General features: G+C 68.7%; 26 protein-coding genes and 1 tRNA gene. 18 read left to right on the plus strand and 9 right to left on the minus strand.

What is annotated here, in order from left to right; translation table 11 throughout:
• Positions 1–6: 6 nt before the first annotated feature.
• Together ACFPJ1_RS38265 and ACFPJ1_RS38270 are read right to left on the minus strand one after the other, a co-directional pair.
• Entirely contained in the window at positions 7–2,334 is a 2,328-nt protein-coding gene (locus tag ACFPJ1_RS38265; RefSeq protein ID WP_380111226.1) for a glycoside hydrolase family 95 protein, read from the minus strand.
• A gap of 54 nt (positions 2,335–2,388) precedes the next feature.
• Positions 2,389–4,359 (minus strand): Xaa-Pro dipeptidyl-peptidase, encoded by a 1,971-nt coding sequence (locus tag ACFPJ1_RS38270; RefSeq protein ID WP_380111227.1) that lies wholly within the window; start codon positions 4,357–4,359, stop codon positions 2,389–2,391.
• Positions 4,360–4,507: 148 nt separating this feature from the next.
• Here ACFPJ1_RS38270 and ACFPJ1_RS38275 point away from each other — a divergent pair, with 148 nt between their 5' ends.
• Complete coding sequence (locus ACFPJ1_RS38275) at positions 4,508–5,521, plus strand: LacI family DNA-binding transcriptional regulator (RefSeq protein ID WP_380111228.1); 1,014 nt, start codon at positions 4,508–4,510, stop codon at positions 5,519–5,521.
• A gap of 33 nt (positions 5,522–5,554) precedes the next feature.
• Positions 5,555–6,469, plus strand: a complete 915-nt coding sequence (locus tag ACFPJ1_RS38280) for a 1,4-dihydroxy-2-naphthoyl-CoA synthase (RefSeq protein WP_380111229.1) — start codon at positions 5,555–5,557, stop codon at positions 6,467–6,469.
• Between the two features lie 12 nt (positions 6,470–6,481).
• Here the strand turns inward: ACFPJ1_RS38280 and ACFPJ1_RS38285 are convergent, their stop codons facing one another.
• Positions 6,482–6,940 (minus strand): ricin-type beta-trefoil lectin domain protein, encoded by a 459-nt coding sequence (locus ACFPJ1_RS38285; RefSeq protein ID WP_380111230.1) that lies wholly within the window; start codon positions 6,938–6,940, stop codon positions 6,482–6,484.
• 98 nt (positions 6,941–7,038) lie between these two features.
• Here ACFPJ1_RS38285 and ACFPJ1_RS38290 point away from each other — a divergent pair, with 98 nt between their 5' ends.
• Both ACFPJ1_RS38290 and ACFPJ1_RS38295 read left to right on the plus strand, forming a co-directional pair.
• Positions 7,039–7,662, plus strand: a complete 624-nt coding sequence (locus ACFPJ1_RS38290; RefSeq protein ID WP_380111231.1) for a right-handed parallel beta-helix repeat-containing protein — start codon at positions 7,039–7,041, stop codon at positions 7,660–7,662.
• Positions 7,551–8,261, plus strand: a complete 711-nt coding sequence (locus ACFPJ1_RS38295; RefSeq protein ID WP_380111232.1) for an AAA family ATPase — start codon at positions 7,551–7,553, stop codon at positions 8,259–8,261. Before ACFPJ1_RS38290 ends, ACFPJ1_RS38295 begins: the two co-directional genes overlap by 112 nt.
• Positions 8,262–8,317: 56 nt before the next feature.
• On the opposite strand, the gene upp is transcribed toward ACFPJ1_RS38295, so the two are convergent.
• Entirely contained in the window at positions 8,318–8,959 is a 642-nt protein-coding gene (upp, locus tag ACFPJ1_RS38300) for a uracil phosphoribosyltransferase (protein ID WP_380111234.1), read from the minus strand.
• A 189-nt stretch (positions 8,960–9,148) separates the two neighbouring features.
• On the opposite strand from upp, the gene ACFPJ1_RS38305 reads away from it, so the two are divergent.
• From ACFPJ1_RS38305 to ACFPJ1_RS38325, 5 genes are all read left to right on the plus strand, one after another.
• Positions 9,149–9,319 (plus strand): hypothetical protein, encoded by a 171-nt coding sequence (locus tag ACFPJ1_RS38305; RefSeq protein WP_380111235.1) that lies wholly within the window; start codon positions 9,149–9,151, stop codon positions 9,317–9,319.
• Between the two features lie 103 nt (positions 9,320–9,422).
• A complete protein-coding gene (locus ACFPJ1_RS38310; RefSeq protein ID WP_380111236.1) occupies positions 9,423–9,926 on the plus strand; it encodes a tRNA adenosine deaminase-associated protein in 504 nt (167 codons plus the stop codon).
• 28 nt (positions 9,927–9,954) lie between these two features.
• A complete protein-coding gene (gene tadA, locus ACFPJ1_RS38315) occupies positions 9,955–10,389 on the plus strand; it encodes a tRNA adenosine(34) deaminase TadA (RefSeq protein WP_380111254.1) in 435 nt (144 codons plus the stop codon).
• Positions 10,390–10,402: 13 nt separating this feature from the next.
• Positions 10,403–10,493: transfer RNA gene (locus ACFPJ1_RS38320), tRNA-Ser, on the plus strand.
• A 182-nt stretch (positions 10,494–10,675) separates the two neighbouring features.
• Positions 10,676–12,184 carry a potassium/proton antiporter gene (locus tag ACFPJ1_RS38325; RefSeq protein WP_380111238.1) on the plus strand — a complete coding sequence of 503 codons (1,509 nt, stop codon included), beginning with the start codon at positions 10,676–10,678 and terminating at the stop codon, positions 12,182–12,184.
• 33 nt (positions 12,185–12,217) lie between these two features.
• On the opposite strand, the gene ACFPJ1_RS38330 is transcribed toward ACFPJ1_RS38325, so the two are convergent.
• Together ACFPJ1_RS38330 and ACFPJ1_RS38335 are read right to left on the minus strand one after the other, a co-directional pair.
• Entirely contained in the window at positions 12,218–12,781 is a 564-nt protein-coding gene (locus tag ACFPJ1_RS38330; RefSeq protein ID WP_380111239.1) for a LytR C-terminal domain-containing protein, read from the minus strand.
• Between the two features lie 22 nt (positions 12,782–12,803).
• Positions 12,804–13,097: a type II toxin-antitoxin system VapB family antitoxin gene (locus ACFPJ1_RS38335; RefSeq protein WP_020388608.1), complete on the minus strand. Its 294-nt coding sequence runs from the start codon at positions 13,095–13,097 to the stop codon at positions 12,804–12,806.
• A gap of 131 nt (positions 13,098–13,228) precedes the next feature.
• Here ACFPJ1_RS38335 and ACFPJ1_RS38340 point away from each other — a divergent pair, with 131 nt between their 5' ends.
• From ACFPJ1_RS38340 to ACFPJ1_RS38365, 6 genes are all read left to right on the plus strand, one after another.
• Complete coding sequence (locus ACFPJ1_RS38340) at positions 13,229–13,933, plus strand: L,D-transpeptidase family protein (protein ID WP_380111240.1); 705 nt, start codon at positions 13,229–13,231, stop codon at positions 13,931–13,933.
• A gap of 141 nt (positions 13,934–14,074) precedes the next feature.
• A complete protein-coding gene (locus ACFPJ1_RS38345) occupies positions 14,075–15,610 on the plus strand; it encodes a helicase HerA-like domain-containing protein (protein ID WP_380111241.1) in 1,536 nt (511 codons plus the stop codon).
• A gap of 206 nt (positions 15,611–15,816) precedes the next feature.
• Positions 15,817–17,139 (plus strand): GGDEF domain-containing protein, encoded by a 1,323-nt coding sequence (locus tag ACFPJ1_RS38350; RefSeq protein WP_380111242.1) that lies wholly within the window; start codon positions 15,817–15,819, stop codon positions 17,137–17,139.
• 145 nt (positions 17,140–17,284) lie between these two features.
• A complete protein-coding gene (locus ACFPJ1_RS38355; protein ID WP_380111243.1) occupies positions 17,285–17,818 on the plus strand; it encodes a SigE family RNA polymerase sigma factor in 534 nt (177 codons plus the stop codon).
• A complete protein-coding gene (locus ACFPJ1_RS38360) occupies positions 17,815–18,669 on the plus strand; it encodes a hypothetical protein (protein WP_380111244.1) in 855 nt (284 codons plus the stop codon). Before ACFPJ1_RS38355 ends, ACFPJ1_RS38360 begins: the two co-directional genes overlap by 4 nt.
• Before the next feature lie 97 nt (positions 18,670–18,766).
• Entirely contained in the window at positions 18,767–19,666 is a 900-nt protein-coding gene (locus ACFPJ1_RS38365) for a hypothetical protein (protein ID WP_380111245.1), read from the plus strand.
• Between the two features lie 57 nt (positions 19,667–19,723).
• On the opposite strand, the gene ACFPJ1_RS38370 is transcribed toward ACFPJ1_RS38365, so the two are convergent.
• Positions 19,724–20,932, minus strand: coding sequence for a hypothetical protein (locus ACFPJ1_RS38370; protein WP_380111246.1), 1,209 nt, complete (start codon positions 20,930–20,932; stop codon positions 19,724–19,726).
• A 181-nt stretch (positions 20,933–21,113) separates the two neighbouring features.
• Between ACFPJ1_RS38370 and ACFPJ1_RS38375 the strand changes: the two genes are divergently transcribed.
• A complete protein-coding gene (locus ACFPJ1_RS38375; protein WP_380111248.1) occupies positions 21,114–21,632 on the plus strand; it encodes a SigE family RNA polymerase sigma factor in 519 nt (172 codons plus the stop codon).
• Positions 21,629–22,654, plus strand: a complete 1,026-nt coding sequence (locus ACFPJ1_RS38380; protein WP_380111249.1) for an anti-sigma factor — start codon at positions 21,629–21,631, stop codon at positions 22,652–22,654. Before ACFPJ1_RS38375 ends, ACFPJ1_RS38380 begins: the two co-directional genes overlap by 4 nt.
• Before the next feature lie 44 nt (positions 22,655–22,698).
• On the opposite strand, the gene ACFPJ1_RS38385 is transcribed toward ACFPJ1_RS38380, so the two are convergent.
• Both ACFPJ1_RS38385 and ACFPJ1_RS38390 read right to left on the minus strand, forming a co-directional pair.
• The gene (locus ACFPJ1_RS38385) at positions 22,699–23,205 is read right to left on the minus strand and encodes a DinB family protein (protein ID WP_380111251.1); all 507 of its coding nucleotides are present in this window, start codon (positions 23,203–23,205) and stop codon (positions 22,699–22,701) included.
• Positions 23,205–23,996 (minus strand): helix-turn-helix domain-containing protein, encoded by a 792-nt coding sequence (locus tag ACFPJ1_RS38390; protein ID WP_380111252.1) that lies wholly within the window; start codon positions 23,994–23,996, stop codon positions 23,205–23,207. The genes ACFPJ1_RS38385 and ACFPJ1_RS38390 overlap by 1 nt, the downstream gene beginning before the upstream one ends.
• Before the next feature lie 118 nt (positions 23,997–24,114).
• Here ACFPJ1_RS38390 and ACFPJ1_RS38395 point away from each other — a divergent pair, with 118 nt between their 5' ends.
• A complete protein-coding gene (locus tag ACFPJ1_RS38395; RefSeq protein ID WP_380111253.1) occupies positions 24,115–24,483 on the plus strand; it encodes a nuclear transport factor 2 family protein in 369 nt (122 codons plus the stop codon).
• Positions 24,484–24,967 lie beyond the last annotated feature (484 nt).

Raw genomic sequence — 24,967 nt, forward strand, 5'->3', positions numbered from 1 at the left:
AGGGCACTAGGCGGCAGTGATCTCCACGGTCGCGCCCGCGGCGATGGTGAGGTCGAGCAGCTCGTCACCATGGCGGACCCGGACACTTGCCTCGTTGGGGCTGGTGATCCGGGCCGTCGCCAGGCGGCCGTCCTGCCAGCTGACGTCGACGACGAATCCGCCGCGAGCCCGCAGGCCGTGCGCCGAACCGTCCCGCCAGCTGCTGGGGAGCGCGGGGAGCAGTTCGATCTCCTCGCTCGTCGATTGGACGAGCAGTTCGGCGATCCCGCCGGTGCCGCCCGCGTTGCCGTCGAACGAGTAGATGTTCTGCTCGGCGCCGGCGATCCCGCCGGCGGAGTACGACATCAGGTTGTGTTCGCTGGCGTCACCGACCAGGCCGAGCAGGTGTCGCAGAGCTTGGTCACCGTTCAGCAGGCGGGCGTAGTAGGTCATCAGGTTCGCCTCGACCCACTCCGTCTGCTCCCAGCCCTCGGCGCTCTGCCGCCGCTCGATGGTGACCTCGGCCGCGCGCGCCAGCTCAGGGGTCAGTCGCGGAGTGATCTGGCGCTCCGGGTACAGCGCGATCAGGTGACTGGTGTGGCGGTGGCTGGGCACGGCTTCGTCGAAGTCGACCAGCCACTCCTGCAGTTGGCCGTGCTTGCCGATCTGGAAGGGCGGCAGCTTCTTGCGCGCGGCTTGCAGCCGGTCTCGCAGCTCTTCGTCGACACCCAGCAGGCCAGACGCCTCCGTGCAGATCCTGAAGAGTGCCTCGATCAGCACGGTGTCGCAGGTCGCGCCCATCGACAGCGAGCACTGGTCGCCGTCCGGCGAGAGATACCAATTCTCCGGCGAGTCCGACGGGCCGCTCAGCAGTTGGCCGGTCGCCGGGTCTTCCGTCAGGTAGGCGAGGAAGAACTCGGCCGCGTCCCGGAGTACTGGGTAGGCGCGGTCGGCGAGGAAGCCGAGGTCGCGGTTGTACTCGAAGTGTTCCCACAGTTGAAGGGAGATCCAGATCCCGCTGGTCACATGCAGACCCCAGCCGAGTCCCCATCCCGGCGCGGAGTATCCCCAGGCGTTGGAGACGGTGTGGGAGACCCAGCCGGGTGCGCCGTACATCTGCGCGGCGGTCTGCTGCCCGCTCGCGCGGAGTCCGTCGATCAGGGTGAACAAGGGAAGCTGGCACTCGCCGAGTCCGGTGATCTCGGCGGCCCAGTAGTTCTGCTGCGTGTTGATGTCGAGGTGGAAGTCGTTCGTCCAGGGACCACCGGCCGCCCGTCCGTCGTTCCAGAGTCCCTGCAGGGCAAGGGGGAGCGGCGAATCGGCGCGCGATCCCGCGATCGTCAGATAGCGCCCGTACTGGAAGTACAGCGCGAGCAACTCCGGGTCCTCGCCACCCTTGGCAAGCAAGGCTCGTCGCTCATCGGTGGGCAACGCCTGTACTGCGCTGTCGCTGCTGCCGAGGTCGAGACCGGCGCGGGTCATCAGCGGGGTGTAGTCGTCGAGATGCGCCTGCTTCAGGGCCTCGTAGCCGACCGAGGAGGCGTGCTCCAGCAGGCGGGTCGGACGCTCGGCCGGATCCTCACCGAGCCAGTCGGAGCCGACGGCGACCAGGATCGTCGCGGCGGTGGCATTCCGCACCACCAAGTGGTTGCCTTCAGCCACAACCGTGCCGTCGTCGGGCAGCACCTGGGCGCGGAGATCGAGCGCCGATCCGACCTTGCCGTTGCTGTGGAGTTCCTCGAAAGCGTTGCCCTGCAGGCGAATCGTGTCACCCTCGGCCGTCACCTGACCCGGGATGGTGTCCTCGGAGAAGGACAGTTCGAAGCTCAGAGCACGAGCTGTGTCTGCACTGAGGCGCAGGACGATCACCCCATCGGCATGCGACGAGAACACCTCACGCTCGAAGGTGATCCCGTCCCGCTGGAACGTCGTCCGAACGATCGCGTCCTGCAACTCGAGAGACCGCTCGTACTGCGTCGGCTCACCCTCGGCGTCGAAGGCCACCTGCAGTTCGGGGAGCGGGACGTTCGTGCCGAACGAGGTCGGCGTGCCGAGCAGGTGTTCGCCCGCCAGGGACTGCGCCTCGGCGTACCGGCCGGTGAGGAGGAGGTCGCGGATCGTGGGCAGGTGCTCGAGCGCGGTCGGGCTCACGTCGGTGTCCGCGGGCGCGCCGGACCACGCGGTGGATTCCGACAACTGGATGCGCTCGACCCGGTCGCCCGAGTAGACCATCCCGCCCAGCCGGCCGTTCCCGATCGGCAGGGCCTCGAACCACCTGGTCGCGGGGCGGGAGAACCACAGCCGTCCCGGCGTGCTCGACCCGGCTACGGCGTGGACGACCTCGTGCTGGCGCATGCGACCTCGGCTCCCGTCGTGGAGGGGCTTACTTCACCGAGGTAAGTATGACAGTCAGCGCAGCGGGTCGTGCAGGTCGGGGCGCTCGCTCGGGGTGGTGATCCGGACCTGGATCGGCTCGGCCTTGGTCGGGGCGGAGACCTTGCCGACGGTCATCGGCAGGTTCAGCTTGCTGTTCGCCAGGTCGATGTCGATGGAGGCGCCGGTGTCGTTCGGAGTGGTCCACTCGGTGTCGCTCAAGGTCACCGCGAGGCCGAGCACCCGGCCCTTCGGGATCACCTGGTCCTGCGCCCGCAGCGGCACCGTGACCGTGCTCCACTTGCCTGGCGTCAGCGGCTTCGGCTTGCTCAGCGAGGCGCTGTGGGCCGCGTCGATCCAGCCGCGGCTGACGATGCCGTGGTCACTGTCCTCCGTCAGTTTCTGCACGGTGAAGTAGCACGCGTCGTCGTACGCCGACTGCGGCCCGACGCACGTCTCGACACCGGTCCGGCGGACACCGGAGTACCGCTCGGCCTGTCCGTACTCGACCAGGCGCGCGGTGATCGGCGTGGTGGGCGAGTCGGCCCTGATCCGCAGTGTCACCGTCGGCGTGCCGCTGACCCGGATCGCGGCCGGCAGTGGCGCGGACAGGAACATCTGCCGTCCGGCGATGACGTCGGACGGGGTGGCAACGATTGTGTCCTCGGTCAGCGTGGGGTCGTCCGTCACCGTGACGGTTCCCTTGCCGGAGGCACCTAGTTTGCCGGCCGCCAGCGGCACCGGCACGGTCTTCGGCGAAGCGGGCCAGGTGTTGTAGTTCTTCCAGACGTCCGGTGCTGTCTCGACGGTCGCGATGGGCTCGCGCATCACGTCGTTCTGCAGGCCCTGCAGCCAGAAGTCGAACCACTTGTGCAGTTCGTCCACCCACTCGTCGCGGCGGAACTCGAAGGGGTCGACGTGGTCCTCGAGGCCGAGCCAGATCTTGCGCGGGACCTTGTTCTTGCCCAGGGCATCCCACCACTGGGCGAAGTGGTTGGTCTGGACGTTGTAGTCGCTCAGGCCGTGCGTCAGGAAGACCGACGCCTTCACCTTGCGGGCGTCCTTCAGGTAGTCCCGCTCGGCCCAGAAGGCGGTGTAGTCACCCGTCGCGTCGTCGTCCTGCTCGCCCAGATCGGCCCGTACCGCGTCGCAGGCGGGCGTGTCGTGACCGACGTAACCGCCAAGCCAGGGCATGTAGTCGACCGAGTACGGCACGCCGCCGGAGCGGGAGTAGTCGTACCAGGAGGAGATCGCCGAGATCGGCACGATCGTCTTCAGCCCGCGTACGCCGGTCGCGGCGACCCCGTTGGCCAGGGTGCCGTCGTACGACTTGCCGATCATGCCGACCGAGCCGTTGGTCCAGGTGGCCTCGACCGGCCGGCCGTCGCCGGTACGGGCGGTGTTCCGGCCGTTCAGCCAGTCGATCACCGCGACCACGGAATCGATCTCATCCTTGCCGCCGACGTCACCGCAACCGGTGGAACGGTTGGTGCCGACGATGTCCACGCCGACCACCGCGTACCCGCGCGGGACGAAGTAGTTGTCGTAGTACAGCGGCATCTTCTGGATCACGCCGGACTCGTCGTAGGTCTTCTTCTCGCTCTCGTTGCCGCGTCCGCAGCAGGAGTAGTACGGCGAGGCGTCCATGATGACGGGGATCCGCAGCCCGGCGGCCGCGGTCTCGCGCGGCCGGACGATGTCCACCGCGATCACGTCGTCGGCGCCGTCGGAATCGGTGTCCATCGTGGTGTCGACGTAGACGGACTCGCGGATCGCGCCGGCGTAGTCGTAGACCGGCTGGGTGCTGCGCGTGCGTGGATCCACATGCGGCGGCACGCCGGCGGCCGTGCTCGCGGCAGCGGCGTCGTCGGCGATGGTCGGGGCGGCAGCGCTTGGTGCGTCAGGCCCATCCGGGATCCGGGCGGCTGTTGCGGTACCAGTTGCGGTTCCGAGGCAGAGCACGGTGGACGAGACCAGGATCGTCACCCCGGCGCGGACGGTCGTCATGGCTGGGAAGGCTAGTCATTCCCGGGCCGCAAAGCCAGGCTCTGGGAACATTCCGCGCCACTTCTCCGCGACACAGCGTGATGATGACACCACTTCCGATAGTGTGACCGCCACCCAGGGGGAGCTGTACGGAAGGTGGGTATCCCAGATGAACATGCGAGCACCGGTGACACTGCTCGATGTGGCACAACGCGCGGGTGTGTCCGTGGCGACCGCTTCACGCGTGCTGAACGGCGGCGACCGAGTGCCGCGCCCGGAGTTGCAGGAGCGCGTCCGGGAAGCCGCCGCCGCCCTCGGATACACGCCGAACGCGCAGGCGCAGGCGTTGGCGAAGTCGTCCACCAACGTGGTCGGCATCCTCGTGCACGACATCGAGGACCCGTACTTCGCGGCGATCGCGAACGGGGTGATGCGCGCCGCCGACGAGCGCGGTCTGCTGGTGATGATGGCCAGCACTTTCCGTGACGCCGATCGTGAGATTGCCTACCTGTCCTCGTTGCGCGCACAGCGCGCCCGTGCGGCGGTGATGATCGGTTCGCGGCGCACCGATGCCGAGGGACTCGCCCGGACCGCGACCGAGATCGAGACGTTCCTCAACTCCGGCGCCGGCCTGGCCCTGGTCAGCCAGTCGGGCATGCCGGCGCACACGATCGAGCCCGACAACCGGGCCGGCGCGGCCGAGTTGGCCCGTGCGCTGGTCGGGCTTGGCCTGCGCAAGTTCGGCATCCTCGGTGGGCCGGAAGGACTGGCCACCGCGCGGGACCGGCGGGACGGATTCGTCGAGGGTCTGGCCGAGGCCGGCCTGCAGGCTGTGGCCGTGCAGTACGGCGAGTTCACCCGCGACGGTGGATACGCGGCAGCCCTGGAACTCCTTGACAGCAAGGCGGATCTCGACTGCCTGTTCGCGGTGAACGACGTGATGGCGGTCGGCGCGATGTCCGCCCTGCGCGGCCGAGGCATCGACGTACCGGGTGATCTCGGGGTGGCCGGGTTCGACGACATCGCCACCCTGCGGGACGTCTGGCCGGGGCTGACCACCGTGCGGTTGCCGCTGGAGCAGATGGGCCGCCGGGCGCTGGAGCTCGCCGTCGGTGGCGGCGAGCCGGAGACCGAGACGTTCAAGGCCGAGGTCGTACTCCGGGAGAGCACCGGACGGCGCTGAGGTGCGCCGGCCGGGCTGAAATATGCTCGGCAGGTGACCGAGCCCGTGCACGTCTCCGAGATCTTCGACCCGTCGGCCTGGAAAGAGGTCGACGGGTTCGACCTGACCGACATCACCTACCACCGCGCGGTCGACGCCGGGGTGGTGCGGATCGCGTTCAACCGGCCCGAGGTGCGCAACGCGTTCCGGCCGGCAACGGTGGACGAGTTGTACCGCGTGCTCGACCACGCACGGATGTCGACCGACGTCGGCTGCGTGCTGCTCACCGGCAACGGGCCGTCCCCGCGTGACGGCGGCTGGGCGTTCTGCTCCGGCGGCGACCAGCGCATCCGCGGCAAGGACGGCTACAAGTACGCCGAGGGCACGACGGCCGACACGATCGACCCGGCCAAAGCGGGGCGGCTGCACATCCTCGAGGTGCAGCGGCTGATCCGCTTCATGTCGAAGGTGGTCATCTGTGTCGTTCCCGGCTGGGCCGCCGGTGGCGGGCACAGCCTGCACGTCGTGGCCGACCTGACCCTGGCCTCGGCCGAGCACGCGCGGTTCAAGCAGACCGACGCGGACGTGGCCTCCTTCGACGGCGGCTTCGGTTCGGCGTACCTGGCCCGGCAGGTCGGACAGAAGTTCGCGCGCGAGATCTTCTTCCTCGGCGACGAGTACTCCGCCGAGGACGCGTACCGGATGGGCATGGTCAACAAGGTCGTGCCGCACGCCGAGTTGGAGGCGGTCGCGCTGGAGTGGGGCAAGAAGATCTGCGCGAAGTCGCCGACAGCCCAGCGAATGCTGAAGTACGCGTTCAACCTGATCGACGACGGACTGGTCGGCCAGCAGATCTTCGCCGGTGAGGCGACCCGGCTCGCCTACGCGAGCGACGAGGCCGCCGAGGGCCGCGACTCCTTCCTGGAGAAGCGGCCCGCCGACTGGTCGCCGTTCCCGTACGCCTTCTGAACCGCTAAGGCTTCAGGCCTTGCGCCACTTCTGATTGCTGGTGCCGGCGCAGGACCGGAGGACGAGGCGGGCGCCGTTGCCGGTGGAGACGGCGGTGACGCACTTGTCGGCGGTCGGGTTCACCAGGTCGTGCGCGGCGTTCAGGGTGAACTTCTGCGCCCAGCCGCCGTTGCAGTTCACCAACTGGATCTGGGTGTTCTCGTCGGTGGACGCCCAGGCCAGGTCCATGCACAGCCCGAGCGATCGCACCGTGCCGTCGGAGTTGAAGGACCACAGCTGGTTCGAGCTCCGTGCGCAGTCCCACAACTGCAACGGAGTGCCGTCCTTGCCGAGGCCGCTCTGGGCGTCCTTGACGTCGACGCAGCGGTTGGAGCCGTAGTTCTGCACGAGGACACCAGAGGTCGCAGTGTTGCCCGCGGCAACGCGCGGCTTGCTGCCAGCCGTCGTGGTGGTCGCCTGCGGAGGATTCACCGCGGTCGTCGTTGACGTCTTCGGCGGGTTCTGAACCTGCGGACGGTTGTTCGTCCTGCCTGTCACCGGCGTGCCCGCGCACTCGCGCGGCCGGCATCGTGGTCGAGGCGGGTACCGCAGAGATCGAGAGCACCTCGATCGAGAAGAGCGGCGGCTCCGGGCTGGTCGTGTGGTCCGGCGCGAGCCCGGTGGTCCGGGACGTGTCGGTCTCGAAGGCAGCGAAGAACGGGATCTACCTGGCGGAGAAGGCCGCAGGGACCTTCACGAGCTGCGATGTCGTCGGGAGCGGGTTCCCGGCGTTCCACTTCGGCAAAGCCGCCGCTCCGGTGTTGAAGCACTGCCGGATCCGGGACTGTGCCGGGGCTGTCGGCGAGGACGAGGGCGCGACGCCGACCTTCGAGGACTGCACGGTGGACGGGATCCCCATGACACCTGCTGCAGCCGCGCTGCCGGTCGGAGCGCCTGCGGGAGCACCGGTCCCGCTGGATATTGCGGAGGCGCCCGAGGAGGAGACGCTCGAAGACGTGCTGGCCGAGCTCGGAGAACAGATCGGGCTCGAGCGGGTCAAGCGGGACGTGTCGTCGATGGTGAAGCTGAGCAGACGGTCAGGATGCGCCAGGAGGCAGGGCTGGCCGCGCCGCCGCTCAGTCGCCACCTCGTCTTCGCCGGCAACCCCGGTACCGGCAAGACCACGGTCGCTCGGCTCTACGGCCGACTGCTGAAGGCGCTGGGCCTGCTCCGGCAGGGACACCTGGTGGAGGTCGACCGGTCCGCACTGGTCGGCGAGTACGTCGGGCACACCGGTCCGAAGACGGCCGCCGCGTTCAACCAGGCGCTGGGTGGGGTGCTGTTCATCGACGAGGCCTACTCGCTGGCGCCGGTCGGGGGCGGCAACGACTTCGGCGCCGAGGCCGTAGCGACTCTGATGAAGCTGATGGAGGATCACCGCGACGACGTCGTGGTGATCGTCGCGGGCTATCCGGCCGACATGTCCCGCTTCATCGGGTCCAACCCCGGTCTGTCGTCGCGGTTCACCCGCACGCTGCTGTTCGAGGACTACTCTGCGTCCGAACTGGTGGCGATCGTGGAGTACCAGGCCCGCGAGCACCAGTACGACCTGACGGCCGCCGCCCGGGACGAGCTCACCCGGTTCTTCGAGCAGTTGCCGCGCGAGGAGGGGTTCGGGAACGGCCGGTCGGCGCGGCAGGTGTTCCAGCAGCTGACCGAGCGGCAGGCGCACCGGCTGGCCGAGCTCGCCGTACCGACAGCGGAGCAGTTGGTCAGCCTGGAAGCGGTGGATCTACCCAGCTTCAACATCTGAACCCTTGCGTCCGAAGTACCGAGGTCTATAGCCCTCGGTACTTCGGACGCAAGCGGTTACTGGGCGACGCCGTACAGGCGATCACCGGCGTCGCCCAGGCCGGGGACGATGTAGCCCTTCCCGTTCAGGTGCGAGTCCATCCCGGCGATCACCAGGTTGCAGGGGATGTGCAGGTCGGCGAGCTCGCGCTCGATCCGCTCGACGCCCTCGGGAGCCGCCAGCAGGCAGATCGCGGTGATGTGGTCGGCGCCGCGGTCCACCAGGAACTGGATCGCCGCAGCCAGCGTGCCGCCCGTCGCGAGCATCGGGTCGAGTACGTAGCACTGCCGCCCGGACAGGTCCTCCGGCAGCCGTTCGGCGTACGTCGAGGCGGTCAGGGTCTCCTCGTTGCGGATCATGCCGAGGAAACCGACCTCGGCCGTCGGGAGCAGCCGGGACATGCCCTCGAGCATGCCGAGGCCGGCCCGCAGGATCGGCACCACCAGCGGCTTCGGGGCGGTCAGCTTGATCCCCTGGGCCTCGGCGACCGGGGTGGTGACGGTGATCGGGCCGGTCCGGACGTCCCGGGTCGCCTCGTACGCGAGCAGCGTGACGAGCTCCTCGGTCAGCCGCCGGAAGGTGGGCGAATCCGTCCGCTCGTCCCGCAGTGCGGTGAGCTTGTGGGCGACGAGCGGGTGGTCCACGACGAGGATCTGCATGGCCGGAACGCTACCGTCGGCGATTCGCCGCCGGGAAGCTAGTGCCCTGTGTCGGTCTTCGGCTCCAGCACACGCCGAAGGACCGACACAGGGCACCGGCGCGCTGTTAGCGTTGGAACGCAGTCGATTTAGGTCAGCCGGCCCCCGCCCCAGGGCGGCCTCTCCCGAACCGACGAGGACGTGGCGCCCGTGAGCGAGGACACCGGCAAGTCACCCGAACAGCTCGATCGGCTGCGGCGCCGCGCCGCCTTCCTGCGCGAACTGGAGGAAGCCCGCGCCCTCCGCGACCGGATCGCCCCCCGAAGAGCCCGAGTCCGCCAGATCCGCGCCGCCATGCGCCGAGCCACCTACCACCACTGACCCCGCCTACGCCGGGTGAGGTGTGGGTCTCGGAGTGACACCGATTTGCTGGTGAACGTGTGAACATCTCCCGCCTGACGCGGGAGTCTGCGACGATGAGCGCGTGTCTGATCCCACGGCTGGGCCGATGACCACCACCACAGAGCTCGACTTCGCAGTCGCTGCTTACACCGAGGATGGGGACTGGCTCGTCACGCCGCTGGCGCTGCGCGGGGAACCCGACCTGTCCGCGCTGGTCTCCGCGCTGCGGCGCTACCCCGGGGACCAGGGGGTGCTCGGGATGATCTCCGTCGACGAGGACTTCTTCATCCTGCTCCGGGTGATCGGCGGCCGGGCCCGGCTGCTGATCTCGGACGTCACCGCCGCGACCGAGTGGCCGCTGGCCAAGCAGGTGGTGGACGAGCTGGACATCCCGCTGGCCGATGACGACGACGAACAGGTACCGGCCGGGGACCTGGCCATCATCGCCGACCTGGGCATGAGCGCGATGGACCTCGGCGCGCTGATCGACGACGTCGACCTGTACCCCGAGGAGATGCTCGAGGAAATCGCCGAGGCGCTCGGCTTCGGCAACCAGTTCCACGAGGCGCTCGAAGCCATTGGCTAACCCAGCACACCAGGCCTGGGCCCGGCTGATGCGGCTGGCGCTGGACGAGGCCGAGCTGGCGCGGGGGAGCGCCGACGTACCGATCGGGGCGGTCGTGGTGGACGCCGACGGGCAGGTGATCGGGCGCGGGCACAACGAGCGCGAGGCGACCGGGGACCCGACCGCGCACGCCGAGGTACTGGCGATCCGCGAGGCGGCGAAACACGTCGGTGAGTGGCGGCTGACCGGCTGCACGCTGGTGGTCACGCTGGAGCCCTGCACGATGTGCGCGGGGGCGATCGTGCTGTCCCGGCTGGACCGCCTGGTCTTCGGCGCGTACGACGAGAAGGCCGGCGCGGTGGGGTCGCTCTGGGACGTCGTGAGGGACCGCAGACTGAACCACCGGCCCGAGGTCGTGGGCGGTGTGATGGCCGACGAGACGGGTGCACGGCTACGCGATTTCTTCACAGGCCACAGGTCTTGATAGCCTCTGCGGCGGTGGCGTGTCCGAGCGGCCGAAGGAGCGCGCCTCGAAAGCGCGTGAAGGGTATCCCCCTTCCGAGGGTTCAAATCCCTCCGCCACCGCCAACCACCTTCGGGTGGGAGTTACGCCGGAGACCCTGATGCTGTGTGATGCGTCAGGGTCTCCGTTCTTCTCCGGCCGGTCGCGGTGGTCCGTTCATTTGTGACATGAATCAGTTCGGCGCCGATGATTCGTTGCCGGAGGCACGGCTCCACTAAGCTGCAGTCCCCCGACCTTGAGGGCCGCTGTGGACGTCCATGATCTCGACAGGATCCTGCTCGCCGGTGCCGCGGTGCTGCTGGTGGCGATCGTCGCTGTCCGGCTCTCCGGCCGCCTCGGTCTCCCGTCGCTGCTGATCTACCTCGGCATGGGGTTGCTGTTGGGCGAGTCCGGGCTGGGGATCCAGTTCGAGGACGCGGAGCTCGCGCACGCGCTGGGGTTCGCCGCGCTCGTGATCATCCTGACCGAGGGCGGTCTGACCACCCGGTGGAACGAGGTCCGCCCGGTGATGCCGCTGGGCGTAACACTGGCGACCCTCGGCGTCGCGATCAGCGTCGGCGTGGTCGCCTGCGTGGCCCACTTCATCCTCGGTCTCGACTGGCAGATCTCCGTCCTACTCGGCGCCGTCACGTCGCCCACCGACGCCGCCGCCGTCTTCTCCGTACTCCGTAAGGTCCCGATCCGGCCGAGGTTGCGCGGAGCCCTGGAAGCCGAGTCCGGTCTGAACGATGCCCCGACGGTGCTGCTGGTCACGCTGGTCAGCACCGGCGGCCTCGGCGACCACGGCCTCCCGTACTTCGCCGGCCTGGTCGTCTACGAACTCGTCTTCGGCGCGCTGTTCGGCCTGCTGATCGGCTGGGCGGCGGTCGGCCTGCTCCGCCGGGTGGCGCTCGGCTCGGCCGGCCTGTACCCGCTCGCGATCGTCTCGATCGCCTTCCTCTCGTACGCCGGGGGCACGGTGCTCCTGCACGTCTCCGGGTTCGCTGCGGTGTACGTGACCAGCCTGGTCATCGGGCGGGCGGAGTTGCCGCACCGGATGGCGACCAAGTCGTTCGTCGACGGGATCGCCTGGCTGGCCCAGATCGGCCTGTTCGTGATGCTCGGCCTGCTCGCGTCGCCCAGCAAGTTCCGGCTGAACGATGTGCTGCTGGCGCTGGTGATCGGGATCGCGGTCACCGTGGTCGGACGGTTCGCGGCGGTGGCGATCTCGGCGACGCCGTTCAGGATCCCCTGGAACGAGCAGACCTTCATCGCCTGGGCCGGGCTGCGCGGCGCCGTACCGATCGTGCTGGCGACGATCCCGCTGGCCGAGCAGGTCCCGCAGGCGGATCGCGTCTTCAACGTGGTGTTCGTGCTGGTCCTGCTGTTCACGCTGCTGCAGGGGCCGTCCCTGCCGTGGCTGGCGAAGCGGCTGGGGGTGCTCGACGAGAACGCGGCCCAGGAGGTCGACATCGACGTGGCGCCGCTGGAGTCCCTGGGCGCGGACATGCTGCAGGTCAAAGTCCCGAGCGAGTCGAAGCTGGCCGGCGTCGAGATTGGCGAACTCCGCCTGCCTCAGGGCGTCTCGATCTCCCTGGTGATCCGCGGCACTCGCGCCTTCGTCCCGGACCGCCGTACGGTCCTGAGAGCCGGGGACGCCCTCCTGGTCGTCGCTCCGAGCAGCCTCCGGGAGCAAACAGTCCGCCGCCTCCGGGCAGTCAGCCGAGCCGGCCGCCTAGCCGGCTGGTTCGGCGAGCGAGGCCGCGAAAAGCTCTGACCGTCGCACCCCGGAAGCAGCTGCGGGGACGGGTCAGTTGGGGTTCTGGCCGGAGGGGATGGGCTGGGTGCCTCGGACGATCGGGAGGCAGTGGGTGCTGCCGGCGGGGACGCCGATCGACGGGGTGCCCTTGACCTTCAGCGTCTTGTAGCCGGGGCCGACGATCAGGTCGACGGTGTGGTCCGGCCGGTTGTCGCCGACGGGCGCGGCCTTCTGGGTCAGCTGACCCGCGACCAGTTGCAGCTCGGGCGACTTGTCGGTGGTGCCGCGGACCGCGACGACGTCGACCTTGTCACCCTTCGGCTCGTTGGCGATCTTGCCGATGTTGAAGCCGCGCTTCTTCAGCTCTTCCGCCACCGCGGCCGCAGTACCGGCCTTGGCGCCGCCGTTGTAGACATTCACCACGACCTGCTTCGGCACCATCCGGTTGTTCGGCAGTGTCTGGTCGACGCAGTTCGCCTCGGCGCTGCTCTTGGTGAGGGAGTTCCACCCCCACCAGGCGCCGCTGACCAGGAGGCCGAGCAGCACCACCATGGTGATGGGCGTCCGCCAGTGGATCCGCGAGTGTGGCCTCGGCTGCGGCTGGAGAGCGCTCATCTGGTCCCCCGACTCATTCGACTTAATCCACGACCAGTACCCGTGCGTGCAGAACCAAACGCTGTTGCAGGGCCGCGCGGAGGGCCCGGTGCAGCCCGTCCTCGAGGTACATCTCCCCCTTGAACTCGACCACGTGGGCGAACAGGTCGCCGTAGAAGGTCGAGTCCTCGTCCAGCAGCGCGTTCAGGTCGAGAGTGCCCTTGGTCGTGACGAGCTGGTCGAGTCTGACCTGCCTCGGTGGCAGCACAGACCAGTCCTTCGGCTTGTACCCGTGGTCCGGGTACGGCCGCTCCTCCCCGACGCGCTTGAAGATCACCCACCGAAGTCTAGCGGGGGAACAGGTCCTACGAGATGGTCAGGAATGTCACCGGGAAAGTCGTGACCAGGACTCAACCTTTTGAGCCTGGTAGGCGTCCCAAAGGGATCGGGCACTAGTAGGGGGCAAAGATGAGAGTTCTGACCAGGCTAGGGGTGGGGGCCGCGACGCTGGTGGTCGCGGTCGTGGGGATGACGATCCCGGCGGACGCGCTGACCATCACCCAGAACAAGGCGGCACAGACCCGGTTGAACCGGCTGGGCTGCACGGCCGGACCGGTGGACGGCAAGGTGGGGGCGATGACCCAGGCGGCCACCGTGCGGTTCCAGTCCGCGAACAAGATTTCCCAGAGCGGCAAGCTCGCCGGTACGACGTACACCCGGCTGATGGCGTCCACGGCCAAGCGGTGCGACGTACGACCGGTGCCGGCGGGGACCGGCGGCGGTCGCCGGATCGTGATCAGCCAGGGGCAGAACTGGGTCTGGCTGATCGATGCCTGGGGCAAGGTCGTCCGGCAGGGCGGCATCATCGACAACCCGATCTACCTGAAGCCGGGGACCTACAGGAGCGGCGCCAAGTGCGGCCGGGCCGCCAAGATCAGGAGGAACACCGACGGCGCGAGCCTGTACCTGAACAACTTCGTCCGCTTCGCCCCGTGCGGGATCGGCTTCCACCAGATCCCGACGTACAAGCGGACCGGCGCCCAGATCCACGCCGACTGGCTGCTCGGCACCAACGCCAGGGCCTCGCACGGCTGCATCCGCGTCTCCAAGGCGATGTCGGGCTACATCTGGTCCTTCACCACCACCGGCACCCGGGTCGTCGTCATCCGCTGACCCGGTCCGACCGGCCACGTGCCCTGAGCCCGGAGTACCGGCGACTCCGCGCTCAGGGCACTGTTTTGCCGGTCCAGGGCACTAGCATCTCGAACGCACGGGGAGTGTGTTCCCTTCGTTCGTTCGAGAGGCATCACAGACATGGCCGAGACACCCGACGTCGTGGAGACCGTCAAGCAGGGGTACGCGTTCGAGGGGCCCGCGATCGAGCTCGGCGCACTGCTGGTCGACGGTACGCCGAACCCGGCGGCCGCGGTCCGGATCCCGCTGTCGATGGTGAACCGGCACGGCCTGGTGGCCGGCGCCACCGGTACCGGCAAGACGAAGACCCTGCAGCTGATGGCCGAGCAGCTCTCGGCGGCGGGGGTCGCGGTGTTCGCGGCGGACATCAAGGGTGACCTGTCCGGCATCTCGCAGCCCGGCGAGGAGAGCGAGAAGCTGCTGGCCCGGACCAAGGCGATCGGCCAGGAATGGACCGCCACCGGCTTCCCGACCGAGTTCTACGCGCTCGGCGGTCAGGGCTCGGGCATCCCGATCCGGGCCACCATCACTTCGTTCGGCCCAATGCTGTTGTCCAAGGTGCTCGGTCTGAACGACGTCCAGGAGTCCTCGCTCGGGCTGATCTTCCACTACGCCGACAAGCAGGGGCTGACCCTGCTGGACCTGAAGGACCTGCGCGCGGTCATCACCCACCTGACCAGCGACGAGGGCAAGGGCGACCTGAAGGAGCTCGGCGGGCTGTCCGCGGCGACCGCCGGGGTGATCCTGCGGTCCCTGATCGGGTTCGCCGACCAGGGGGCCGAGGCGTTCTTCGGCGAGCCTGAGTTCGACACCGCGGACCTGATGCAGGAGCGCGACGGCAAGGGGGTCGTGTCGCTGCTGGAGCTCCCGAACCTGCAGGACCGCCCGGCGCTCTTCTCCACCTTCCTGATGTGGCTGCTGGCCGACTTGTTCCACGACCTGCCCGAGGTCGGCGACGTGGACAAGCCGAAGCTGGTCTTCTTCTTCGACGAGGCGCACCTGCTCTTCAACGACGCGTCGAAGGCGTTCCTGGACTCGATCGCGCAGACCGTGCGGTTGATCCGCTCCAAGGGCGTCGGCGTCTTCTTCGTCACCCAGACCCCGAAGGACGTGCCGGACGACGTACTCGCGCAGCTCGGTTCCCGGGTACAGCATCAGCTCCGGGCACACACCCCGAACGACGCGAAAGCGCTGAAGGCCACGGTCTCCACCTTCCCCAACTCGTCGTACGACCTGGCCGAGGTGCTGACCCAGCTCGGCATCGGCGAGGCGATCGTGACGGTGATGAACGAGAAGGGCGCCCCGACCCCGGTCGCGTGGACCCGCCTGCGCGCACCCCAGTCCCTGATGGCACCCGCCTCCGCCGAGCAGCTCACCGCCACGGTCCAGGCGTCGCCCGGGTACGCGAAGTACACCGAGGTCATCGACCGCGAGTCCGCCTACGAGAAGCTGGCCGCCAAGGTCCAGGCCGGTGCCGCCCAGGCCGAAGCGGAAGCCAAGTCGGAGCCGCAGCCCAAGTCCGCTCCCCGCTCCCAGAAACAAGAAAAATCCATGGTCGAGCAGGTAGTGGGCTCCTCCGCCTTCAAACAGTTCGCCCGCTCCGCCGGCCGAGAAATCATCAGAGGCCTCTTCGGCTCCGCCCGCCGTAAACGCTGACTCGCACCTCCGTCCGCCGCGACCTTTTCGGTACTGATTGGTGTTGTTTTCGAGCAGGATCGAAACGGTCACGCTAGGTGGTTCGATTGTTGATTGTTGATCAAACGACTGACCCATCAACCGGTTGACTTCGTTTCCAACTGGTTATCCACAGCGCGCCGTCGCGGATTGGGACTGATCCCTCACTCGTCGTACCGTGAGGGGTAATGGTTGCGCAGAGTAGGCGAGCGGTACGGCATTGGGCGCTCTGGACCCTCACGGTCCCGGCGTTCGGAGTGGTCGTGCTCGTGGACCTCGCCGCCATCGCCTACGGGGTGAAGGCGTTCGGCGAGCTCCCCTCCTGGCGCGGCATCGACGTCGTGCTCGCCCTGACCATCTCGGCCCTGATCGCCGTCGAGGGCGCCCGTCGGGTCGAGAGCCGTCGCCGGCGCGGCGGACCACTGCACAAGGACCTGGCCCCGGCCTGGATGATCGCCGCCGCCATCGTGCTCCACCCGGCCCTGGCGATCCTCGTCGCGCTGCTGCTGCGCATCTGGTGGCGGATCAGAGCCGGCAAGTGCATCCCGTACCGCTGGGCGTTCTCGACCGCGGTCCACGTGCTCGCCGTCGGCGCTGCCCACGCGGTCTTCGTCTCCGCGCGAGACCTGACCGACTCGAGCGGACTGGGCCTGGTCGTCTCGATGGGAGCCGCCGCAGCCGCCTACGTCACCACGGACACCCTCCTCTGCGGCCTGGCGATCTCCCTGATCGTGCCGGGCAGCAGTCGCCGGGACACCGTCGGCGGCAAGGACGACCTCTGCGTCGACGCCACCGCAGCCACGCTGGGCTGTCTGCTCGCTGCCGCGACACTGGTCAGCCCGTGGTTCGCGTTCGTCGCCATCCCGATCACCCTGACCGCCCAGCGCGCGTTGCTGCTCGGCCAGTTGGAGTCCGAGGCGCAGACCGACTCGAAGACGAACCTCGGCCGGGTCGACTGGTGGCGCCGCCGGACCGACGAGCTGCTCCGCCGGTCGCGGACGCAGCGCGAGCCGATGGCGGTGCTGCTGATCGACATCGACCACTTCAAGCAGGTCAACGACCGGCACGGCCACCTGGTCGGCGACGAGGCTCTGCGTGCGGTGGCGACGATCCTGCGCAGCACCATCCGGACCAAGGACGTGATCGGACGGTTCGGCGGCGAGGAGTTCGTCATCGCCCTCCCCGACACCGATCTGGACGACGCGACCGTCACGGCTGACCGCCTCCGCTCCGCCGTCGCCGCGAGCCCTCTCGCCGCCATGTGCGCCGGAGCACTCGACGAGCCTGACCTGGATCCGGACACGTTCCGGCTGACCGTCTCGATCGGCGTCGCCGTCTACCCGGCCGACGGCACCACCGTCGACAACCTGCTGCTCCGCGCCGACCGCGCCATGTACGCCGCCAAGGCCGCGGGCCGCGACCGTGTTCGCCTGGCCGCCGACCTGCTCACCGCCGACCTGCAGCGGCACACGTTGCGCCAGACTCCCGCCGACAATCTGCAACCCCGCTGACACCAGCCGCCACCGCGGATCGCTGCAGCCTGCCGCTCCCGAAACCGGCCGCCAAACGAGAGACCTGGCGGGCCGCTGAGCTGCGGCAGAACCTTTTGTGGGGTGGGGGCGTCTTCAGCAGCGGAAGGTGACGACGGGAGAGGGTATGCAGCGGTCTGAGAGCCGCGACGAGGATTTCACGGCTTTCGTGCTCGCACGGTCCGCGCGGTTGGTGCACATCGCGCGGATGCTGTGCGGCGACGCCGCGCTCGCCGAGGACCTCGTCCAGACCGCGCTCGAGAAGGCCTATCTGCGCTGGGACCGGATCGAGCTGGGTGACCCGTTCGGCTACGTCCGGCAGGCCGTGGTCAACCAGCACCTGTCCTGGGTCCGGCGCCGGCCGTGGCGCGAGCGGCCCAGCGGTCATGCGGCCGAGCTGGATCAGAGCCTCGGCTCGTACGTCGTCGACCCGGGCGTGGCGGTGGATCGCAAGCTGGCGATCGCCGGCGCCCTGCGGGTGCTGACCAGGAGGGAGCGGGCGGTGGTGGTGCTGCGGTACTTCGAGGACCTGACCGAGGTCCAGACCGCGGCGACCCTCGGTGTGGCGGTCGGGACCGTGAAGAGCGCGAACTCCCGCGCCCTGCTGAAACTCCGCGCTGCCCCGGAACTGAGCGGCAGTTACGTGGGAGACCAATCATGATCGACGACGAGCTGAGGGACGCCCTCCGCTCGGACGACGGCATCGAGCCGCTCGACCCGGCCAAGGTGATCACCGGCGCCCGGCGACGTCGCCGCAAGCGCGATCTGACCACAGGCAGCCTCGCAGCGGTCGCAGTACTGGCAGTTGTGGTGGGCGGAGTCATCGCGACCGACGGTGCGAACAGCGGTGCGCCCGTCGACCCACCTGTTGTCGGTACGCCGAGCAGTACCCCGTCGGCCCGTACTTCAACGACGCCACGCGCGGCGAGTACTCCGGCGATGTCGGCGGCGCAGTTGCTTGCCAACTGCAAGGTTGCCCTGACCGAGGAGGATCCGAAGCCCGGCGCGAACGCGACACAGCAAGCTTTGCTCGAATCACCTCAGGGTTCGGTGCTGGTCATTGCCGACAGCAAGTATTGGGGGGCCTGCGACAACGGGTACATCTCCGAGGGTGAGGCTCAGGTGTCAGCGCGACGGCCGGCTGGTCTCGCGACGCCGAGTCCGGAGGACACGGACGCCTTCGCTGTCGCGCAGAATCGCCTCACCCAGCCGAGCGGGAACTACGACGACTTCGAGTACTACTGGGCGGCAGGTCGCCTGCCGACGGGAGTGAAGACGGTCAGGTACACCTTTCCGGACGGCAAGACTGTGGACGCTACGGTGCAGGGCAAGTACTGGCTGATGCACTACTGGTCGTTGCAGCATACGCCGGGTGGCTCGGAGGGTGGGGCGACGCCCGGGGCGCCGGAGAGGATCCGCGTCCGGCTCCTGGCCGCGGACGGCACGGTGGTGAACGACTTCCGGCTGGCGGAGCCCGAGCAGATCTGCGCGCAGATCACCCACGGCTGCTGAGATCCCTGCCAATACAGAATCCCCAGCGCAGAACCTTTCCGCAGCCGGTCGCGTCCTTCAGCCCGAGACAGCGAGCAAACACTTGCGGAGGGCAACGATGAAGAACGATGACCTGACCGAGGAGATCGCGGACGGCGACGGGTCGGCGGACCAGCCGGTCAGATCCCGCCTGATGTTGCATCTGGCGGTGACCGGGCTGGCCGTGGCGGCCGTCGCCGGCATCGCGATCGCCGGCTCCGCCGCAGCCCGGACTGGCAACGCCGACAACTCAACGGGTAGTGCGGTAGGCGGCTCCGGCCCAGCCGTCACCCCGGACAACCCCATTCCCCCAGGCGCCACCCCCGGCCAGGCAACCCCCGGTCACGCGACCCCCGGCCAGGCGACGCCCGGGCAGGTGACGAAGGGCGAGGGGCAGGTGGATACGAAGTCGATGCCTGAGTTCAAGGAGCAGCCGCTGCCCGGCGATCCGGTGGCTGCGTGTAAGAAGCTGCTCGCGGAGTCGGCCGAGCATCCCGGGCGGAACGCGAAGGTGGTCGCGCGACTCGACGGAGCCCCGGGCGCCGTGCTGGTCCTTGCCGATAGCAAATACTGGGCCGGCTGCGACACGGCGTACGCGCGGCATGACGGGCAGGGCTCGCTAAGGGAACAGGCCAAGATCACCAAGCCGTCCGCGACGGATGCCGACGCATTCGCGGTGGCGAACAACATCATCCCCACCGCCGGCAAGAACTACGAGTACTACTGGGCGGCCGGTCTGATGCCGAGCGGTGTCACCAAGATTGCCTACACCTTCCCCGATGGCGTCACCACCAATGCTGTTGTCAAGGGCAACTACTGGGTGATGCAGTACCGGCAGGCCAAGCCCTGGGTCGAGGGTGCCGACGCAGACCAGGCAAGGATCAAGGTCACGCTGTCCCGCGCCAACGGCACGGTGGTCAAGTCCTTCAACCTCGTCTGGGGCGAGCAGACCTGCGCCCAGATCTCCCACGGCTGCTGATCCCACGTGCCGCGTCCGGGGAACAGAGGTTGCCCGCGGTTCCCCGGACGCACACAATCAGCAGGAGGCGAAGGTGCCGGCGTTGATCCAGGCCTTCGCCACGTACATGCCCAGGTGGACGCGGAGCCAGATGTTGCTGGTGCCCTGCGAGCCCGTCACGCTCTGGCCGGTGGTCTGGCACTCGACCGTCACCTGGGCGGACTTGCCCGCCATACCGACGACGGCGCCGGTCGAGCTCGCGGCGTTACGGATGTTGAGATAGCCCGACGAGATCGACACAGTGCCGCGACCACCCGTCCCCGTCCACAGGTACGTCGAGTCGACCCACGCGTTGTTCGTCAGCTTCAGCGCGTCCCAGAACACGCCGTCGGCCAGGTCGATCCCGGCCGGGTTGGCGACGGTCCGGCCGAACTGGTCCTTCCCGCCGTTGTAGCCGTTCTGGTACGCCGCTTGGGACTCCGGCTTACCCTGCGGGAGGTCCTTCCACATCTCCCGGGTGGCGCTCGGGTTCCAGTAGTCGTCCTTGGTGTTCCACGGACCGACGTCCCAGACCGGCTCGAAGGCGCACCGGGTCGCCGTGCACACCTTGACCGAGTAGTTGCCGGAGCCGTTGTTCGCGAGGCCCCGGCGAGACGGCAGCGCGACGAAGTGGTCCCGGCTGATGATCACGTGCCCGTTGGCCGTCGTACCGCCGACCAGGCCTTCGCGGGTGGCGAAGACGTGGGACGTCAGCGGCGCGGCCTGGACGGCCATCCGGCTCGGGGCCGCCTGGTTCGTGGGCTGGACGCTGACGTCGCCCACCCACGGGCTGCCACCTTGCGGCGGCGCGATCACGATGATCCGGAGCTGGACGAGATCACTGGCCTCCGGGAGTGCGGTCGGCGATCCACTCCGGGCGGGCGCCCATTCGGTCCACTGGCCCTTCACCAGTGCCCGTACGTCGACCTCGGCCGTCGAGTTGTCCGGAGTACCGGTCTGGTAGTTCGCGATGACGGCTGAGGTTGCCGCCGGGAAGCGGATCGGGTCCAGGTTGGCGATGCCCGAGCGTTGCCGGACCTCGATCGAGCCGATGGACGCGGGTGCGTCGCCGAGGATGATCCGGTTGCCGTCGACCTTGACGTTGGTCGAGCCTTCGGCGGGTTGGGCGACGATGCTGACGGGATCGGGGGTGGCTGCGGAACTCGGCGCCACCGCGAGAGCGAGTGGTGCGACGGCGAGGACGGTGGCCAGACAGGCTGCCACTTTCGCCGTGAGGGTGATACGCATGGCGATACCTCCGGGGCGGTGAAGGTCACCGGGTGCGCTACCCGGCTCACCTAATGTGACAAACAAACCGTGCCCCTGTATAGCTCGTGAATAAATTTCTTCCGACGAATCGGTGACCGGACAGAACCTGGTGCGGCACCCAGCGGGTTAGGACCGGTGTGACAGAGGCAGAGGAGATTCGATGACCCGGGCCGCGGACGCCGACTTCGAGCGCTTCGTGCAGGCAAATTCGACCCCGTTGCTCCGCTTCGCGGAGATGTTGTGCGGTGATCGGCACACGGCTGAGGACCTGGTGCAACAGGCGTTGATGCGGTCCTACCCGAAATGGCACCGGCTGGACGGTGATCCCCTGCGCTACGTCCGCCGAGTGCTGGTGAACCGCTTCCTCACGTCGGCCCGCCGTCGCTGGTCCAACGAGGTGCCCAGCGACCCGGTGGACAACGACTGGGACCAGCGGTCAGTCGCGGACTTCGCCGGTGAGGTGCAGACCCGGGAGGCCGTGCTCGGCGCACTCGCCGGGCTGACCGTCCGGGAGCGCGCGGTGGTCGCGCTGCGGTACTCGCAGGATCTCTCCGAGGCAGAGACGGCCGAACTGCTCGGGATGGCCGGCGGGACCGTGAAGAGCACCGCGTCCCGGGCCCTGGCCAAGCTGCGTCTGGCACCCGACCTGATCGATTCCACCGTTGGAGGACATGCATGACCGACGAGCAGCGGGTGCGCAGCGCGCTCGAGTACGACCTGGAGCCCTGGCAGCCCGACCCGGCCGACCTGATGCGTCGCGGCCGGCGGCTCGCCTGGCTCCGCCGAGGACTGGCCGCGGCGGGCGTGACTGCCCTCGCCGGCACTGTCGCGACAGTGTCCGCCGCGGTCGGGGGACCTGGTGACGTGCGGAACCTGCTGGCCGGTGGCGGCAAGCCGTCCGTACGGGCCGCGGTGCCCACCACTCTGCCGTCGGTGGACCCGACCTGCCTGCCGACCGTGCCCGCGAAGGTGCCGCACAAGGTGAAGGTCGAGGTGGAGGTGCCCGCCGTGCCGGCAGGCAAGCCGGAACTGCCGCCGATCCCCAAGCCGTCGCTCCCGGCCAAGCCGACTCTGCCGACCCTTCCGAGCAATCCAACGCTGCCGAGCAAGCCAACGCTGCCGGGGAAGCCCAATGTGCCGACCACACTGCCGAGCCTGCCGGGCAAGCACAGCTACCCGACGACCAAGCCGTCGCTCCCGACCGCCAAGCCGTCCCTGCCGGGCATGCCTTCCCTGCCTCCGCTTCCGACGACCAAGCCGTCGCTGCCGGGTAAGCCGAGCTTGAGCCTGCCGCCGGTCCCGACCGCCAAGCCCTCGCTCCCGGGCAAGCCCAGCCTGCCGCCGGTGCCGACGACGAAGCCGAGCTTGCCGAAGGCGAGCCTGCCGAAGCCCGCAGTACCGGCGAAGCCGACCCTGCCGCCGTGCGTGCAGGTTCTGGTCCCCAGCGCCAAGTCCCTGCCGGGCAAGCCTTCCCTGCCTCCACTTCCGACGACCAAGCCGTCGCTCCCAGGCAAGCCCAGCCTGAGCCTGCCGCCGGTCCCGACCGCCAAGCCGTCACTGCCGGGCAAGCCGACCCTGCCGTTGCCGACAGCGAAGCCCACCTGGCCGACCACGAAGCCCAGCCTGCCGACGACCAAGCCGAGCTGGCCCGCCACGCCTCACCCGACGTTGCCGACCGGTATCCCCTCCTCCCACCGGTAGGCAGTCCCAGTCACCGGCGAGTAGAGCCCTCCACTGATCGACTTCTATTCGCCGGTGACCCCATCGGCCAGCTCGCGGGCGATATCGAGCTGGCCGATGTGGCGTGCGTACTCCTGCAGAACGTGGAAGAGGATCCAGTTCAGCGTCGGTGGTTGGACGTCCGCGCCGAACCGTCCGCCGATCGCGCCTTTCGAGGTCAGCTCGGCTCCGGAGACGATCTCCCGCGTCCGCTCACCGCCCGCGCGCAGTTGCTCCAGCAGCTCGGCGAGGGTGTCCCCGGCATCGAGCTGCCAGGGCGCGTCGTCGACCCCGCCGGAATCACCCCACGGCCGGTCGACTGGCTCCGCCGTGTATCCCCAGCGCAACCAGCGTCGCTCCATGAACACCAGGTGTTTCAGCAGCTCCAGCGGTGACCACCCCGACGGCAGCCTGCTGCTCCGGAGCTCCGCTTCGCTGAGGCCCTCGAGCTTCCGCTCGACCGTCTGCCGGTAGTACTCGAGCCAGGCGAGGTGCAGCTCGCGGGTGTCACCGAGTTGGTCGTCGGGCAGCATCACAGTTCCCGCAGATACTTGGCGGTCTCGTCGTCTGCCGGGAAGAACGACTCGATCATCAGCTCCGACACCGTCACGTCCAGCGGTGTGCCGAAGGTGGCGATCGTGGTCAGCAGCGACAGCTCGCGATCCCCGTGCCGCAGTCGCATCGGTACGACGACCTCGGCCGGCCCGGGCGGTTCCACCCGCTCGCCACCGGCGTACCCGCGCAACTCGTCGTACAGGTCCTGCAGGTCCGGGTCCGCAGTACTGGCGACCTGGCGGTGCAGGCTGGTCAGGACGCTCGCGCGGACCTCGGGGAGGTTGGTGATCCGGCTGCCCAGGCCCTCGGGGTGCAGCGTGAGGCGGAGCGCGTTGATCGGGGCGGTGAGCAGCTCCGGCGCGACACCGTCGGTGAAGAGCCGGATGCCGGCGTTCCCCTCGACGATGTTCCACCAGCGGTCCACCACCAGCGCCGGGTACGGCTCGTGGGCCCTGAGCAACCGCCGCAGTGCCTCACGGATCGCCAGCATGGCGGGTGAGTGGAGAGACGCTTCGCTGTAGATCGGCGCGTAGCCGCCAGCGAGCAGCAACTGGTTGCGATCCCGCAGCGGTACGTCGAGATGCTCCGCGAGGCGCAGCACCATCTCCCGGCTCGGCTTCGACCGGCCCGTCTCGACGAAGCTCACGTGCCGGGTGGACACCTCCACCTGGTTGGCCAGGTCCAACTGGCTGAGCCGGCGGCGCTCCCGCCAGCCGCGCAGCAGCTCACCCACCGGGCGCTGGAACGTCTCCTCGACAGTCGCGGTCATGGCTTAGACCGTAACCGCTGAGGTGTTCACTGCCATTACCTGTGACGTCATCGACCATCAGTGGACTCCGGCGGCAAGGTTCTGGGCAACGAGAACTTCCACTACCGAGGAGAACACGATGACCACCACCCCCGCCGCTCTCGCCGACCAGTACTTCGCGATGTGGAACGAGGCCGACGCCGACCGGCGCGCCGAGATCATCGCGGCGGCCTGGTCCACCGACGGCGTCTTCGTCGACCCGAGCTTCGAGGTCAGCGGCCACGAGGGCCTGACCAAGATGGTCGAAACCGCGCACCAGATGTTCCCGGGCCACAGCTTCTCGCTGACCGGCGAGGTCGAGCAGCACCACGACCGTGTCCGCTGGAGCTGGCACCTGGCCGCGGCGGGTCAGCAACCCGTTGCCGGCGGCACCGATGTCGTGAGCCTCGACGCCGACGGCAAGATCCGCGAAGTGGTCGGCTTCCTGGACTTCGCCCCGGCTCACTGATCCGACCATCCAGGCGGAGGTGGTTGCGTCCCCGGGCTGCGTGATGGTGCTGGTCGGGGTGGGGTGCGTCAAGCGCCTCCGGCGTCCCTTCGGGATCGGAACAAGTTCCGACTCTTGACCCACCCCACCCCGACCAGGGAAGGACGCAGCTATCCCGGAGCCGCTGGGAGGTATGGCGACAAGGCCCGGGAAGCTCCTCCGCCCAAACGTCCGGGGAGTTGCTTGCCCAGATGCTCGGGGAGCTGCCTCGCCCGGAGGTTCGGGGTGTTCCTTTGCTCGCAGGGGAGGCGGGACTCCCGAAACCGGCACCTTGTGCACCACCCGAGCAGATCCCGGCGATCCGGGCACTCAACTGGTGCACTAGGTGGGGGCTCGGACACCAAGTCGGGACCTCGGACACGAAATGACCTGTCCGCGAGCCTGTTGCTTTTTGGGTGACGCGCCTGGGTAGGTCCTGGCTGGGGTCGGGTGGTGTTGGAAAGAT

The sequence above is a fragment of the Kribbella qitaiheensis genome, assembly GCF_042657745.1.
Classification (GTDB): Bacteria; Actinomycetota; Actinomycetes; order Propionibacteriales; family Kribbellaceae; genus Kribbella; species Kribbella qitaiheensis.

What these genes read in the sequence shown, in the direction of transcription:
- ACFPJ1_RS38265 (WP_380111226.1), bottom strand. Translation starts at nt 2,334, where the DNA reads ATGCGCCAGCACGAGGTCGTCCACGCCGTAGCCGGGTCGAGCACGCCG.
- ACFPJ1_RS38270 (WP_380111227.1), bottom strand. Translation starts at nt 4,359, where the DNA reads ATGACGACCGTCCGCGCCGGGGTGACGATCCTGGTCTCGTCCACCGTG.
- ACFPJ1_RS38275 (WP_380111228.1), top strand. Translation starts at nt 4,508, where the DNA reads ATGAACATGCGAGCACCGGTGACACTGCTCGATGTGGCACAACGCGCG.
- ACFPJ1_RS38295 (WP_380111232.1), top strand. Translation starts at nt 7,551, where the DNA reads ATGCGCCAGGAGGCAGGGCTGGCCGCGCCGCCGCTCAGTCGCCACCTC.
- upp (WP_380111234.1), bottom strand. Translation starts at nt 8,959, where the DNA reads ATGCAGATCCTCGTCGTGGACCACCCGCTCGTCGCCCACAAGCTCACC.
- tadA (WP_380111254.1), top strand. Translation starts at nt 9,955, where the DNA reads ATGCGGCTGGCGCTGGACGAGGCCGAGCTGGCGCGGGGGAGCGCCGAC.
- ACFPJ1_RS38330 (WP_380111239.1), bottom strand. Translation starts at nt 12,781, where the DNA reads ATGAGCGCTCTCCAGCCGCAGCCGAGGCCACACTCGCGGATCCACTGG.
- ACFPJ1_RS38340 (WP_380111240.1), top strand. Translation starts at nt 13,229, where the DNA reads ATGAGAGTTCTGACCAGGCTAGGGGTGGGGGCCGCGACGCTGGTGGTC.
- ACFPJ1_RS38345 (WP_380111241.1), top strand. Translation starts at nt 14,075, where the DNA reads ATGGCCGAGACACCCGACGTCGTGGAGACCGTCAAGCAGGGGTACGCG.
- ACFPJ1_RS38350 (WP_380111242.1), top strand. Translation starts at nt 15,817, where the DNA reads ATGGTTGCGCAGAGTAGGCGAGCGGTACGGCATTGGGCGCTCTGGACC.
- ACFPJ1_RS38355 (WP_380111243.1), top strand. Translation starts at nt 17,285, where the DNA reads ATGCAGCGGTCTGAGAGCCGCGACGAGGATTTCACGGCTTTCGTGCTC.
- ACFPJ1_RS38360 (WP_380111244.1), top strand. Translation starts at nt 17,815, where the DNA reads ATGATCGACGACGAGCTGAGGGACGCCCTCCGCTCGGACGACGGCATC.
- ACFPJ1_RS38365 (WP_380111245.1), top strand. Translation starts at nt 18,767, where the DNA reads ATGAAGAACGATGACCTGACCGAGGAGATCGCGGACGGCGACGGGTCG.
- ACFPJ1_RS38370 (WP_380111246.1), bottom strand. Translation starts at nt 20,932, where the DNA reads ATGCGTATCACCCTCACGGCGAAAGTGGCAGCCTGTCTGGCCACCGTC.
- ACFPJ1_RS38375 (WP_380111248.1), top strand. Translation starts at nt 21,114, where the DNA reads ATGACCCGGGCCGCGGACGCCGACTTCGAGCGCTTCGTGCAGGCAAAT.
- ACFPJ1_RS38380 (WP_380111249.1), top strand. Translation starts at nt 21,629, where the DNA reads ATGACCGACGAGCAGCGGGTGCGCAGCGCGCTCGAGTACGACCTGGAG.
- ACFPJ1_RS38385 (WP_380111251.1), bottom strand. Translation starts at nt 23,205, where the DNA reads ATGCTGCCCGACGACCAACTCGGTGACACCCGCGAGCTGCACCTCGCC.
- ACFPJ1_RS38390 (WP_380111252.1), bottom strand. Translation starts at nt 23,996, where the DNA reads ATGACCGCGACTGTCGAGGAGACGTTCCAGCGCCCGGTGGGTGAGCTG.
- ACFPJ1_RS38395 (WP_380111253.1), top strand. Translation starts at nt 24,115, where the DNA reads ATGACCACCACCCCCGCCGCTCTCGCCGACCAGTACTTCGCGATGTGG.